The 13,178-nt window shown below is 73.7% G+C and carries 15 protein-coding genes; 7 read left to right on the forward strand and 8 right to left on the reverse strand.

Going from position 1 to position 13,178, the window contains the following annotated elements; all coding sequences use genetic code 11:
- Nucleotides 1-176 precede the first annotated feature (176 nt).
- Entirely contained in the window at nucleotides 177-797 is a 621-nt protein-coding gene (locus G5C62_RS21365; protein ID WP_346774137.1) for an alpha/beta fold hydrolase, read from the forward strand.
- On the opposite strand, the gene G5C62_RS21370 is transcribed toward G5C62_RS21365, so the two are convergent.
- The 3 genes from G5C62_RS21370 to G5C62_RS21380 form a co-directional block, all read right to left on the reverse strand.
- Nucleotides 736-936: a hypothetical protein gene (locus tag G5C62_RS21370; RefSeq protein ID WP_164702594.1), complete on the reverse strand. Its 201-nt coding sequence runs from the start codon at nucleotides 934-936 to the stop codon at nucleotides 736-738. The genes G5C62_RS21365 and G5C62_RS21370 overlap by 62 nt on opposite strands.
- Before the next feature lie 129 nt (nucleotides 937-1,065).
- Nucleotides 1,066-2,088, reverse strand: a complete 1,023-nt coding sequence (locus G5C62_RS21375) for an NADP-dependent oxidoreductase (protein ID WP_164702595.1) — start codon at nucleotides 2,086-2,088, stop codon at nucleotides 1,066-1,068.
- Nucleotides 2,085-3,041 (reverse strand): SDR family NAD(P)-dependent oxidoreductase, encoded by a 957-nt coding sequence (locus G5C62_RS21380; protein ID WP_241176049.1) that lies wholly within the window; start codon nucleotides 3,039-3,041, stop codon nucleotides 2,085-2,087. Before G5C62_RS21380 ends, G5C62_RS21375 begins: the two co-directional genes overlap by 4 nt.
- On the opposite strand from G5C62_RS21380, the gene msrA reads away from it, so the two are divergent.
- From msrA to G5C62_RS21395, 3 genes are all read left to right on the forward strand, one after another.
- Nucleotides 2,949-3,602, forward strand: a complete 654-nt coding sequence (msrA, locus tag G5C62_RS21385) for a peptide-methionine (S)-S-oxide reductase MsrA (protein ID WP_164702596.1) — start codon at nucleotides 2,949-2,951, stop codon at nucleotides 3,600-3,602. The genes G5C62_RS21380 and msrA overlap by 93 nt on opposite strands.
- Before the next feature lie 83 nt (nucleotides 3,603-3,685).
- Nucleotides 3,686-4,600 carry a haloalkane dehalogenase gene (locus tag G5C62_RS21390; protein ID WP_164702597.1) on the forward strand — a complete coding sequence of 305 codons (915 nt, stop codon included), beginning with the start codon at nucleotides 3,686-3,688 and terminating at the stop codon, nucleotides 4,598-4,600.
- Nucleotides 4,601-4,718: 118 nt separating this feature from the next.
- Nucleotides 4,719-5,840: a methyltransferase gene (locus tag G5C62_RS21395; protein WP_164702598.1), complete on the forward strand. Its 1,122-nt coding sequence runs from the start codon at nucleotides 4,719-4,721 to the stop codon at nucleotides 5,838-5,840.
- Nucleotides 5,841-5,929: 89 nt separating this feature from the next.
- On the opposite strand, the gene G5C62_RS21400 is transcribed toward G5C62_RS21395, so the two are convergent.
- Nucleotides 5,930-6,421, reverse strand: a complete 492-nt coding sequence (locus G5C62_RS21400) for a phosphoribosyltransferase (protein WP_164702599.1) — start codon at nucleotides 6,419-6,421, stop codon at nucleotides 5,930-5,932.
- A gap of 190 nt (nucleotides 6,422-6,611) precedes the next feature.
- Here G5C62_RS21400 and G5C62_RS21405 point away from each other — a divergent pair, with 190 nt between their 5' ends.
- The gene (locus G5C62_RS21405) at nucleotides 6,612-8,222 is read left to right on the forward strand and encodes a methyl-accepting chemotaxis protein (protein WP_052090771.1); all 1,611 of its coding nucleotides are present in this window, start codon (nucleotides 6,612-6,614) and stop codon (nucleotides 8,220-8,222) included.
- A gap of 37 nt (nucleotides 8,223-8,259) precedes the next feature.
- Here G5C62_RS21405 and G5C62_RS21410 read toward each other — a convergent pair whose 3' ends face one another.
- The 4 genes from G5C62_RS21410 to uraD all read right to left on the reverse strand — a co-directional run bounded on the left by G5C62_RS21410 (nucleotide 8,260) and on the right by uraD (nucleotide 10,892).
- A complete protein-coding gene (locus G5C62_RS21410) occupies nucleotides 8,260-8,994 on the reverse strand; it encodes a GAF domain-containing protein (protein ID WP_241176050.1) in 735 nt (244 codons plus the stop codon).
- 117 nt (nucleotides 8,995-9,111) lie between these two features.
- On the reverse strand, nucleotides 9,112-10,017 hold the full coding sequence (gene pucL, locus G5C62_RS21415; protein ID WP_164702600.1) for a factor-independent urate hydroxylase: 906 nt from the start codon (nucleotides 10,015-10,017) through the stop codon (nucleotides 9,112-9,114).
- 54 nt (nucleotides 10,018-10,071) lie between these two features.
- The gene (uraH, locus tag G5C62_RS21420; protein WP_164702601.1) at nucleotides 10,072-10,392 is read right to left on the reverse strand and encodes a hydroxyisourate hydrolase; all 321 of its coding nucleotides are present in this window, start codon (nucleotides 10,390-10,392) and stop codon (nucleotides 10,072-10,074) included.
- Nucleotides 10,389-10,892 (reverse strand): 2-oxo-4-hydroxy-4-carboxy-5-ureidoimidazoline decarboxylase, encoded by a 504-nt coding sequence (gene uraD, locus G5C62_RS21425; protein ID WP_164702602.1) that lies wholly within the window; start codon nucleotides 10,890-10,892, stop codon nucleotides 10,389-10,391. Before uraD ends, uraH begins: the two co-directional genes overlap by 4 nt.
- A gap of 20 nt (nucleotides 10,893-10,912) precedes the next feature.
- Here uraD and G5C62_RS21430 point away from each other — a divergent pair, with 20 nt between their 5' ends.
- Together G5C62_RS21430 and G5C62_RS21435 are read left to right on the forward strand one after the other, a co-directional pair.
- Nucleotides 10,913-12,136, forward strand: coding sequence for a DUF6986 family protein (locus G5C62_RS21430; RefSeq protein ID WP_164702603.1), 1,224 nt, complete (start codon nucleotides 10,913-10,915; stop codon nucleotides 12,134-12,136).
- 184 nt (nucleotides 12,137-12,320) lie between these two features.
- Nucleotides 12,321-13,178 (forward strand): sensor histidine kinase (locus tag G5C62_RS21435; RefSeq protein ID WP_164702604.1); only part of this gene is annotated, 858 nt, incomplete at its 3' end.

Consider the following 13,178-nt stretch of genomic DNA (forward strand, 5'->3'; position numbering starts at 1 on the left):
ATCACCACGGGCTGAGGGTGGTCTCGATGGGGCGGAGGCAGCCATCAGCCCGTGGTGGTCACCGGGGCGAGGTCAGGAAGGGTCGGGCGCCAGCCGGACGACCATCTTCCCGGTGTTGCTCCCCCGAGCTGGAGCAGGAACAGCGGTCGGCGGTCGGGGAGACCCGGGGCATCGCCCTGTTCTGTCACGGCGGAACCCCCGCCAGCATCGAGCCGCCGAAGACCCGGGCGCTCTCGCTGGTGCGGATGCGGGCCTTCGAGCAGTACGTGCACGCCAGCACCGCCGACCAGGGCATCGCCACCGCCGTGCTCCGTTACCGGGTCGCCGGCTGGAACGGGGAGGCGGCCGACGCCTACCAGGACGTCCGCTGGGCGATCGGTCAGCTGCGCGAGCAGCACGGCACCGACGTCCCGATCGTGCTGGTCGGGCACTCGATGGGCGGCCGGGCCGCGCTCCGCGCGGGTGGGGAGCCCTCGGTGACCGCGGTCTGCGCCCTCGCCCCGTGGACCCCGCCCGGTGAGCCGGTCATGCACCTGGGCGGTCAGACGGTGGTGATCCTGCACGGCCGCGGCGACCGCTGGGTGCCCCCGCGGCTGTCCGCGGAGTTCGCCGTCCGGGCCCGGCGGGCGCACGCCCGGGTGGCCCGGTTCACCATCGTCGGCGGGCACGGCATGGTGCGGCGGTCGCAGCGCTGGCACCGCTTCGCCCGAGACGTCGTCCTCGAGGTGGGGGCGGTCAACGGCGGCGCTTGCCGCCCAGCTTCACACGCGCCTTCTCCCCGAGCTCGCCGGCCTTGAGCAGGCCGTTGCTGATCGCCGAGGGGCCGCTGCGCTTCTCCAGGGCCTGGCCCAGGTTGCGCAGCACCTTGGTGGCCAGCGGGGCCAGGACGGTGAGGATGACCCACATGCGGAAACGGCGGGTGAGGAAGAGCCACATGATCGGCACTCTGCCCTGATCCCGCGGTCGCCAACCGGCGGCCGGCGGCTCGCCATGATCACCACGGGCTGAGGGTGGTCTCGATGGGGCGGAGGCAGCCATCAGCCCGTGGTGGTCACCGGGGCGAGGTCAGGAAGGGTCGGGCGCCAGCCGGACGACCATCTTCCCGGTGTTGCCCCCGCTCAGCAGTGCCCGGAACGCGTCGACGGCGGAGTCCAGCCCGTCGACCACCGTCTCCCGGGCGACGAGCGAGCCGTCCTGCAGCCACCCCGACACCGCGCCGACGAACTCCGGCCGCAGGTCGGCGTGGCTGCCCACGATGAACCCGCGCAGTGTCAGTTGCTTGCCGACGATGAACCCCAGGTTGCGCGGCCCGGGGGGCGCCGTGGTGGCGTTGTAGCCGGAGATCGACCCGCACAGCGCGGCCCGCCCGTGGGTCCGGAAGGCGCCGATCGCCGCCTCCAGGTGCTCCCCGCCCACGTTGTCGAAGAAGACGTCGATCCCGTCGGGTGCGGCGGCGGTGAGCAGGTCGGCGACCTTGCCGTCGTGGTAGTCGAACGCCGCGGAGAAGCCCAGCTCCTCGTGCAGCCAGCGCACCTTCTCCGGCGTCCCGGCGCTGCCCACGACCCGCGAGGCCCCGCGCAGCCGGGCGAACTGGCCGACCAGGCTGCCCACCGCCCCGGCGGCGCCGGAGACGAAGACGGCGTCCCCCTCGCGGAAGTCGGCGAGCCGGAACAGTCCCGCGTACGCGGTGAGCCCCGGCATGCCGAGCACGCCCAGGTACAGCGACAGCGGCAGGCCGGGCAGCGGTTCGACGACCGAGACGTGCTTCGCCGGGACGATGGCGACGTCCCGCCAGCCCAGGCCGTGCAGCACCAGCGCGCCCTCGGGGACGGCGTCCGAGCGGGAGGCGACGACCTGGCCGACGGCGCCGCCCTGCATCGTCTCGCCCAGCTCCCAGCTGGCGGCGTAGGACTTCGCCGCGCTCATCCGGCCGCGCATGTACGGGTCGACCGACATCGCGATGGTCTGCACCACGACCTCGCCGTCCGCCGGGTCCGGGCGCTCCGCCGAGACCAGCCGGAAGTCGTCGGCCACCGGCTCGCCGTGCGGACGCCGGACCAGCTGCCACTCGCGCGTGGAGATGCTCATCGCGGGAAGTCCGGCTCGTTGCGGGGGATGACGAAGACCTCGGGCACGAAGCTGGTGTCGGGCATGGTGACCATGGTCAGCACCATCCGGGCCACGTCGGACGGCGGCATCATCCGGTGCGCCGGGATGCCCCAGCGATCCATCATCGGGGTGTCCATCGCGGCCGGCACGATGCTGTGCACCCGCGCCGGGAAGGGCACCTCGGTGCCGTCCGGGCTGACCGTCCCCTTCTCCCGCAGCTCCCGCTGGATGCACCGGGTGGCGCTGCGGAAGGCGGCCTTCGAGCTGTTGTAGGCGATCGCGCCGCTGCCGGAGGTCACCGCAGACAGCGAGGTCACGTGCACCACGTCGGCGACGGTGTCGGCCGGGCGGTGCTGCACGGTCTTGAGGAACTCGCTGGTGAGGAAGACCGGGCCCTCGCAGTTCACCGCCTGCACCATCCGGTAGTCGGCGAGGTCGATGTCGGTGATGTAGCCGGGCCGGTCGATGCCCGCGACGTTGACCAGCAGGTCGAAGGCGTCGCCATGCTGGGCGAACAGGTCGGCGACCACCCGACGGCGGGCGTCGTCGTCGGTGACGTCGAGCGCCACCACCTCGGCGTCCCGGCCGATCTGGGCGCGGGTCTTCTCCGCACCCTCGGTGTCGACGTCGCCCAGCGCGACCGTGGCCCGGCCTCGGCCAGGGCGACCGCGACCGCCCGGCCCAGGCCGCTGGCCGCTCCGGTCACCAGGGCCACCCGGCCCGACAGCTCGTCTGTCCCCATGTGTCTGTGGTCTCCTCCACGTCGGTGGCGCTGCCTCGCGCCCCCGCCACCTTGGCGCAGGGCGGGATGCCTCGCAGGACGGACCTACAGTCGAGGCATGTTCTTCTCCCGCGCCAGGACCCAGCCGGTCACCGCGTCGGACGCGCTGACCGGCCGTACCGAGCCGCTGCCCGGCATCCCCGAGGTGCACGCGGTCAACGGCAACCGCATCCAGCCGCCCTTCCCCGAGGGCCTGCAGACCGCGGTCTTCGGCGCCGGCTGCTTCTGGGGGGTGGAGAAGGTCTTCTGGGAGACCCCGGGCGTGTACTCGACCGCCGCGGGTTACGCCGGCGGCCACACCCCGAACCCGACGTACGAGGAGGTGTGCTCGGCCCGCACCGGCCACACCGAGGCGGTGCTGGTCGTCTTCGACCCGGCCGTCCTCTCCTACGACCGCCTGCTCAAGGAGTTCTGGGAGGAGCACGACCCGACCCAGGGCATGCGGCAGGGCAACGACATCGGCACCCAGTACCGCTCGGCCGTCTACACCCAGGGCCCGGAGCAGGAGGCGGCCGCCAAGGTGAGCCGCGACCTGTTCCAGGAGCGGCTGACCGCGGCCGGCTACGGCGACATCACCACCGAGATCGCCCCGCTGGGCGACTTCTTCTACGCCGAGGGCTACCACCAGCAGTACCTCTACAAGGTGCCGGGCGGCTACTGCCCGGTGAACTCCACCGGCGTGAGCTGCCCGGTCGGCCTCCCGGGGGTCTGAAGAAACACCCCCTGCCCCCCACCGCTCGCAAGCTCGCGGCGGGCCCCTGCAGGGGGCCGTCCCACCAGTCGAGGAGGCCTGTGATGGACGCGCTGCGCACACCCGAGGACCGGTTCACCGACCTGCCGGAGTTCCCCTACGAGCCCCGGTACGTCGAGGTGGACGACGGGGACGGCGGCCGGCTGCGGATGGCCGTCCTGGTCGAGGGCCCGGACGACGGCGAGACGGTGCTGCTGCTGCACGGCGAGCCGTCCTGGTCGTTCCTCTACCGCCGGATGATCCCGGTGCTGACCGCGGCCAGGCTGCGCGTCGTCGTCCCGGACCTGGTCGGCTTCGGCAGGTCGGACAAGCCCACGGAGCTGACCGACTACAGCTATGCCCGGCACGTGGCATGGCTGCGGCAGGCGCTGCTGGAGGAGCTGGGGCTCACCGACCTGACCTTGGTCTGCCAGGACTGGGGCGGGCTGCTCGGCCTGCGCCTCGTGGCCGAGCACCCCGAGCGGTTCACCCGGGTCGTCGTCGCCAACACCGGCCTGCCCACCGGTGACCACCCGATGAGCGAGGCGTTCCTGGCGTGGCAGCGTGCGGCGGCCGGCATGACGGACATGCAGGTGGGCCGGATCATCTCCAACGGCACGGCGACGGAGATGGCGTCCGAGGTGGTGGCGGCCTACGACGCCCCGTTCCCCGACAGCCGGTACAAGGCGGGCGCCCGGGTGTTCCCGTCGCTGGTGCCCACGAGCCCCGACGACCCGGCGGCCGCGGCCAACCGGGCCGCCTGGGGCGTGCTGCGCAGCTGGGAGAAGCCGTTCCTGACCGCCTTCTCCGACAGCGACCCGATCACCGGCGGCGGTGACGCGGTGTTCCAGAAGCTGGTGCCCGGGGCGCAGGGGATGCCGCACACCACGCTGGCCGGCGGCGGCCACTTCCTCCAGGAGGACGTCGGCCCGCAGCTGGCCCAGGTGACCGTCGACCTGCTCGCGGCCACTCCCCGGTAGCCCGGTCACGACGCTGCGCCCCGTCGACAGTGTGGGGCAGCCCACCGAGTGCCTTGCCGGAAGAGCAGGGGGACGGGCCGGTGTCGGGGCGGTGCACGCCGCCCGGCACAGTGGGGACGTGGCCCCCGACGAACTGTTCGCCCAGCTCCGCCGCGAGCCCGACGTCGACGCGCCCGAACTGGTCGCCGTCGACGCCACCGACCGCCTGCTGCTGGACGAGGCGGCCGAGCTGATCGGGCAGCACCCGGACGGCGTGGTCGTGCTCGACGACTCGCACGGTGCGCTGACACTCGGTGCGGTGGCGCTGCACGGCGCGACCGGCGTCCGGGTGCACCAGGACCTGCTGGTCGGCGAGCTGGCCCTGGCCGGCAACGCCGAGCGCACCGGGCACGCCGGCACCTACCGGTCGCTGCCGCTGGGGGCCGAGCTGGTGCGTGGGGCCCGGGTGGTGCTGGCGCAGGCGCCCAAGGGGCTCGACGCGCTGCGCGAGCTCGCCGAGGTGGTCGCCGCCGATGCCGACCCGGACGTCACCTTCCTGGTCGGCGGGCGGGTCAAGCACATGACCCACGCGATGAACGACGTCCTGGCCGAGAGCTTCAGCGACGTGCACGCGACCCGGGGCCGGCAGAAGTCCCGGCTGCTGGTCGCCCGGGGGCCGAAGCCGGGGACGTCGTCCTTCCCCGTCTGCCGCGAGCACCCCGACCTCGGGCTGACCGTGTGCGCCCACGGCGCGGCCTTCGCCGGCGCGAAGGTCGACCGCGGCACCCGGGCGTTGCTCCGCTCGCTCCCCGGCGCCGTGCCGGACGCCGCGACGGCGCTGGACCTCGGCTGTGGCACCGGGGTGCTGGCAGCGGGGCTCGCCGCGGCCCGGCCGGGGTTGTCGGTCATCGCGTCGGACCAGTCGGCGGCGGCCTGCGCCTCGGCCGCGGCGACCGTCGCCGCGAACGGGCTCGCCGAGCGGGTCACGGTCGCCCGGGACGACGCCGCCGCCGGCGTCCCGGACGGCAGCGTGGACCTCGTCGTCTGCAATCCGCCCTTCCACCTCGGCGTCGCCGTCCACGCCGCGGCGGCCGAACGGCTGTTCGCCGCCGCAGCGCGGGTGCTGCGGCCGGGGGGCGAGCTGTGGTGCGTCTACAACAGCCACCTTCCGCACCGCGACGCGCTGCGCCGCATCGTCGGGCCGACCCGCCAGGTGACCCGCGACCCCACGTTCACGATCACGGCTTCCACGCGCCGTTAGCTCTCGGGGCTCTGCTGCAAGGGTCCCGCCGTCGGCCCCGTCCAGAGGCTCGTCCCGAGCTTGCGAGGGATGAGGAGGACGGGGTCCTCCTAGTGTCCGGCGCCGCCGCGGGAGACGACCGGCGGGAGGGTCGACCACGGGAAGTCGATCCAGGCGTCGGTCCGCTTCCACGCGTAGTCGCAGGTCACCAGCGACCGGGGCTTCTCGTAGACGACGGCGGTGCGCACCTCGGTGACGTGGCCGGCGCAGAACTCCTTGACCAGCTCGAGGGTCTTGCCGGTGTCGGCGACGTCGTCGGCGATCAGCACCTTCGTGCCGGTCAGGTCGACGACGTCGAGCGTCGGCGGCAGCACCACCGGCAGCTCGAGCCGCTCGTCGACGCCGGTGTAGAACTCGACGTTCATCACGAAGAGGTTCTTCACGTCCAGCGCGTAGCCCAGCGCGCCGCCCAGGAAGAGCCCGCCGCGGGCGATGGACAGGATCAGGTCGGGTTCGAACCCGCTGTCGGCGACCTGCTGGGCCAGCTCCCGGGCCGCCCGGCCGAAGTCCTCGTAGGTCAGGGTCTCCCGCTCGTCGCTCACGCACGGATCCTGGCAGGTCCGGGGGCGATCGGCCGACGGGGCAGTGAACGTGTGATGCACAAGACGGGCGTGCACGGCTCGTCTCTGGTGTGTTGCGGTTCGGATGTGCTAACCGTCTCGACTGGAGACCGTCCGGTCTCGGTCGACAACGCAGGTACGGCAACTGCGCCGTCGACGACGGGAGCACGGCATGGGCACACGACTGCGGGACGTCCTCACCGGCGGGGGGTTGCGCCGGATCCGGATCAGCACCCGTCTCCTGGCGCTGGTGCTGGTGGCCGTGGTCGGCATGGGCACCATCGCCGTCATCGGGGCGCTCCAGGTGCGCCAGACCATCGAGGCGGAGCAGCGCAACAAGGCGCAGTCCGCGGTCGAGGCGGTGCTCGGCGTCGTCGCCTTCTACGGCGAGCAGGAGTCCAGCGGGGCGCTGACCCGTGAGCAGGCGCAGGCCCAGGCCAAGAGCGCACTCAGTGGGCTCCGGTACTCCGGTGAGGAGTACTTCTGGATCAACGACATGGACCCGGCGATGGTCATGCACCCGATCAAGCCCGAGCTGGACGGCACCGACCTCGGCGCCAACACCGACCCCACCGGCAAGGCGCTGTTCGTGGAGATGGTGCAGGTCGTCGAGCGCGACGGCAGCGGCTTCGTCGAGTACATGTGGCCCAAGCCCGGCGAGGAGGAGCCGCAGGCGAAGATCTCCTTCGTCGCGGGCTACGAGCCCTGGGGCTGGGTCGTCGGTTCGGGGATCTACGTCGCCGACCTGAACGGCGCCTTCCTCGACGTCCTGGGCACCATGCTCCTGTGGGCGGCGCCTGTGGTCCTGGTGATCGCGCTCGTCTCGCTGCTGGTGTCGCGCAGCGTCACTCGGCCGCTGCGCCGGATGACCGACGTCCTCGCGGCCGGGGAGCTGCGGGAGCGGCTGGACGTCGGCGCCGGGCGGAACGAGCTGGACCAGCTCGCCGGTGCGCTCAACGACACCCTCGACCGGGTGTCCGACGTGGTCGACGAGGTCGCCGAGGCATCCCGGCTGCTGGACGGGGCGGCCAAGTCGCTGTCGGCCACGGGCGTGACGATCGCCGGTGCGGCCGGGCGGTCCACCGGGCAGGCCGACACCGTGACCGCGGCGGCGAAGGAGGTCAGCAGCTCCATCGACGCCGTCGCCACGGGCGCGGAGGAGATGGGTGCCTCGATCCGGGAGATCGCGCACAACGCCGCCGAGGCCGCGCGGGTGGCCGGGAGCGCGGTGACCGCGGCCGAGAGCGCGAACCAGACGGTGGCCCGGCTGGGTGAGTCCTCGGTCGAGATCGGCAACGTGGTCAAGGTGATCACCTCGATCGCGGAGCAGACGAACCTGCTGGCGCTGAACGCCACGATCGAGGCCGCGCGGGCCGGTGAGGCCGGCAAGGGCTTCGCGGTGGTGGCCAACGAGGTGAAGGAGCTGGCGCAGGAGACGGCCAAGGCGACCGAGGACATCGCCCGGCGGGTGGAGGCCATCCAGGCCGACACCGACAGCGCCGTCGGCGCCATCGGCGGGGTGACCTCGGTGATCGCCCAGATCAACGACTACCAGATGACGATCGCCTCGGCGGTGGAGGAGCAGACGGCCACGACGAACGAGATGAGCCGGGCCATCGGCGAGGCCGCGCAGAGCGGGCGGTCGATCGCCGAGACGGTCGCCGAGGTCGCCCGGGCTGCCCAGGAGACCCATGCCGGCGTGGCCGAGATGCAGTCGGCCACCGGTGACCTGGTCCGGATGTCGGAGGGCCTGCAGCAGTCGGTCGACAGCTTCCAGCGCTGAGCTGCCGGTGCGGCCGGACGTGCCGGCCGCACCGGCCTCAGTGCCCGGTCTCGGCGACCTGCGACAGGTCGGCCAGGCTGAGCCGGTCCGCCAGCACGGCCTCGGCCACCTCGTCGACGTCCCGGTCCGATCCGTAGGCCCGGGCGCGCAGCAGGGCCAGCGCATCGGTGCTGTCGAGCTCCAACCCGATGCTGACGAAGCCGACCGCCTGCCAGACCAGTGCCCGGCGGCCGGCGGCGGGCGCGTCCAGCCAGGCCGGCCCGGACTCGCTGCGTGGCTCCTGGTCCATCGCGGCGGCGAAGCTGTCGCTGAGTGCGGTGGTGACCGTGAAGGCGTCGGCGAGGCTCAGGTCCCGGACGGAGCCGGGCGGCTCCACGAAGAGGTCAAGTGAGCCGATGCCCCGCAGTCCGCCGGCCAGCGGCAGGGCGATGACACCGCGGATGGCGGTGCGCGCGACGAGCGCGTCGTGGAACACCGGCCAACGGGTGCGCAGCGCCTCCTCGTCGGCGAGCACCGGGTTGCCGCTGCTGTGTGCAGTCAGGCAGGGCCCTTCGCCGACGGTGAACTGCAGGCGCTCCGCGATGCCGGCCTCCTGGCCGCTGCCGCCCAGCGGCAACCGCCGGTCGGCGGAGAAGAAGACGCTGAGGCCGGCGCCGGCGACCGGCAGCACCTGAGCGCAGGCACGGGCCAGTCGTAGGGGCAACAGCTCCGGGCCGGGCAGCTCCGACTCGGCGGCGGTGACGCGGGCAGCGAACTCCTGCGTGAGGTCCATGCCTCCCTCTCCGGGAGCTGACGACCACGGTGGAGAAGGCCGGGGCTGGGCCGTGCGCCCGAGGTGTCGCTGGAGGCTGCTACCCCCAGGGGAGGGCGCCGCACACCTCCCGACGCGTCAGCACCAGCCGGGGGTGCTCAGCCAGGCTGCCGGCGCTGCCGGGACGTCGTCCCGCAGCACGGTGCCCTCGATCAGCCCGTAGGGCCGGTCGTCGGCGTGGTAGACCACCGCGCCCGGGCCGTCCAGGTCGTTGTCCAGCCCGAACGCGGAGAGGTCCTGCAGGAAGTGGTGCCTGTTCGGCATCGACATCCGCACCTCGGCCACGTCCCGGTGCTGCTCGAGCACCGCCTCGCCCATCGCGTAGAGCGTCTGCTGCAGCGCCAGGGAGTGGGTGGCGGCAAAGGTCTCCAGCAACGTCGTCCGGACGGCGTCGTGGGTGGCGTTCCAGTCCACGCCCAGCCCGGTGTACCGCCAGCGGGCGGTCACCGCGGTCGCCAGGATCCGGTCGGTGGTCTCCGGCAGGGTGGTGTAACGGTCCCGGGGGAAGCCCCAGAACTCCGAGCCGGTGGTCTTGAGGACGACGAGGTCACCGAGCCCGGCGAGCACGTGCACGTCCGCGCCGTCCACGGTCACCACCGCGGTGCGCACGTCGCCGCCGGTGCGGGAGAAGGCGTGGTCGTGCGGCGCCCCGCCCACGGTGATCCGGTCCCAGCCGTAGGACTCGATCGCCACCCGGGCCCCGGTGACCCACTCGTAGCTGCCGGCGAGGTGCCGGGCCAGCCGCAGGCCGAACTCCTCCGGCGAGCTGATCCCGTCGCGGGCGAAGGCGAAGACGGTGTTCTTCTGCGCGTCGGTGGTCAGCACGTGCGCGTTGTCGCCCGCGGTGTGCGCCGCCGCGAAGTCACCGCGCAGCGCAGAGCTGACGTTGAGGTCGACGAGGGAGTGCCGGGCGGTGGAGCGGTCGACCGCGACGACCCGCACCTCCGCCTTCCCGTACTGGTTGGGCCCGAGGACGATCGCCATGCGCGCACTCTCCCTCATCCGCGTTGCCGGGATGTTGCACGTGGAACCGACGGCTCAGGACCCTCGGTACGTCGAGTAGGCGAACGGGGAGAGCAGCAGCGGCACGTGGTGGTGCTCGGCCGGCTCACGGACGGCGAAGGTCAGCACCACCTCCGGCCAGAACGTCTCCCGGCCCAGCCCGGCGGCCCACTCGCCGGTGCCGAAGACGATCCGGTGCGGGCCGGCGGCGGTGGGCTCCTCGGTGAGCCGGCAGCGGCCGTCGGCGTCGGTGACCCCGGCGGCGACGGCCTCGCCGGCGTCGTCCAGCAGCCGCACCGTCATCCCCATCGCGGGGCGACCGGCCACGGCGTCCAGCACGTGGGTGGAGACGCTCATGCGAGCAGCCCCGCCACCCGCAGGCCGGTGATCTGGGCCAGCTGTTCGGTGGTCTCGGCGCGCTCGGTCTCCGGGTCGTTGCGCAGCCGGCGGTGCAGCTCGACGAGCATCTCCTCGGCGGACCGGCCGGCTGCGCGGATCAGGAAGACGTGGCCGAACTGCTCCTCGTAGTCGCGGTTGCCGTCGACCATCGCGGCCCGGACCGAGTCCGCGGCGGTGGTCATCCCGCTCTGCTCCTCCCGCGACGTCCGCGCCTCCGCCGAGGGGCCCTGCATCCGGTCCCCGATCCGGGCGTGCGCCGCCAGCGCGGTGCTCACCTCGGTCCAGGGCAGCGCGCGGCTGACCTCCTCGGCGCGGGAGACCAGTGCCTGGGTGGAGTCGTAGGGGCGGCCGGCGGTGACGGTCGGGGCGAAGGACGGCGCGGCGTTGCAGGCTCGCAGCAGCTCCTCGGCCCGTGCTGCCGGTTCGGCGTTGAATCTGTCCAGCGGGGAGTCGGGCACGGCTGACAGGATGCCAGCCCATGATCCCCGTGGAGCTGTACGACGAGCTCGACCGGCGGCTGGCGCCCGTGGACGCCGCCCGGCTGGCCGCCTACCCGGGGGAGTCGTCGGGCCGGCAGCCGGTGCACACCTGTTACGTGCCCGCCGACGCCGTCGTCCCCGGGCTCGTCGCGCACTGGGGCGCCGCGGCGCTGGCCGCGCTGGACGAGCACGGCCTCCCCGACCTCGGCCTGGACGCCGGCCTGGTCGAGCAGGTGCTGCCCCGGGTACGGGCGAAGCTGGCCACCGAGCCGGTCGAGGACCTGCGGGTCGACGCCGAGGACGGCTACCGCGGCCCGCCCGAGGCCGAGGACGGCGACGTCACCGCGGCCGCTGCGGTGCTCGCCGCCGAGACCGGGCTGCCGCCCTTCCTCGGGGTCCGGGCCAAGTCGCTGGAGGAGCCCACCCGGCGCCGCGGGGTCCGCTCGCTGGACCTGTTCCTCACCGGCCTGGCCGCGGCCGGCCGGGACCGGGCGATCGTCACGTTGCCCAAGGTGACCGCGGTCGAGCAGGTCACCGCGTTCCTGCCGGTGCTGGACGCCCTGGAGCAGGCCAGCGGGCTGGCGCTGGACCTGGAGCTCCAGGTGGAGACACCGCAGGCGGTGCTGGGCGCCGACGGCACGACGACGCTGGCCCGGATGCTGCACGCCGGCGCGGGCCGGGTGACGAGCCTGCACTACGGCACCTACGACTACAGCGCCGCCCTCGGCATCGCCGCGGCCCACCAGTCCTCCGGCCACCCGGCCGCCGACGTCGCCAAGCAGGCCATGCAGGTGGCGGTGGCCGGCACCGGGGCCCGAGCGGTCGACGGCTCGACGAACGTGCTGCCCGTCGGCACCACCGCGGCGGTGCACGAGGCCTGGCAGCTGCACGCCGGGCTGGTCCGCCGGGCACTGGAGCGCGGCTTCTACCAGGGCTGGGACCTGCACCCGGCGCAGCTGGTCACCCGCTACGTCGCCACCTACGCGTTCTTCCGCGCCGCACTGCCGGCCGCCGCGGTGCGGCTCGCCGGGTACGTCAGCCGGGTCGAAGGCGGGGTGCTCGACGAGCCGGCCACCGCGCGGGCGCTGGCCACCGTCGTGCTCCGCGGCCTGGACTGTGGAGCCCTCGACGTCGCCGAGGTCGAGTCGGCCACCGGGCTGGACCGGACGGCGCTGGACACCCTGGCCGGTCGCCGCCGTGACGCGACACGCGCGCCGTCCTGACTCTCAGCTGGCCGGCCGTCGCATTGCGTGCGACTGTGCGGCGGTTCACCCGTTCGGGGCGGTGCGGTTCCCGGAAGCGGTTGCCGAGAGCTGGGGCGGGTGATCGAGAATGCCAGCAGTTCCTCAGGTCCACCGTCCGTCGAGAGGTGCCGTGTCCGTGCTCGGACCTCGTCCCATGCGCTCGGTGCAGCGCAACGGAGACGACGCGTGCCCCACCGGGCCCGAGCACGCCGCCGTCCACACGGCGTTCGTGGTCGGCTCCGACGACGCGCTGCTCGAGGGGGCCGTCCCGTGGCTGCAGGCCGGCCTCACCGCAGGTGACGTGACGGTGCTGTCCTGCGCGGAGGAGACGGCCGGGTTGCTCCGCGCCGCTCTGGGCGCGTCGGAGACACAGCTGCCCAACGACCCACGGGTCTCGATGCGCGGCAGCCGCGGCCCGGACGCCATCGTCGCCGCCCGGCGGCTGCTCGACCGGGCCGCCGCGTCGCCGTCAGGCGCACTCCGGGTCCTCGGCGGACTGGACTTCGGTCCGGAGCTGCGCGGCTGGCGCGAGGGGCAGCGCTTCGAGTCCGTGGTCAACGACCTGCTCGCCGGCGCCCCGCTGGACGTGCTGTGCGTCTACGACCAGCGGCAGCTGTCCCCCGACGTCATCGCGAGCGCCGGGCAGACCCACCCCCACCTGCTCGTCGACGGCGTCCGGGTGGCGAGCGCCGGCTACCTCCCGCCGGCCCAGTACCTGCCGGCGCTGCCGCTGCCGCGCGAGCCGATGGAGGACGGCCCGCCCCTGTTCGCCGTCGACGGCGCCCGGGCGCTGGCTCCGCTGCGACACCAGCTGGCCGCCGTGCTCGCCACCTGTGTGCCCGACCGCGAGCAGGGCACCGACCTCCACCTGGCGGTCAGCGAGATCGCGGCCAACGCGTTCCGGCACGGCACGCCGCCGGTGTCGGCCCGGGTCTGGGCCTCGGCCGACCGGGTGATCTGCACCATCACCGACCGCGGCACGGAGTTCGACGACCCGCTCGCAGGCTTCCAGCCGGCGCAC

The sequence above is a fragment of the Modestobacter sp. KNN46-3 genome (assembly GCF_011039295.1).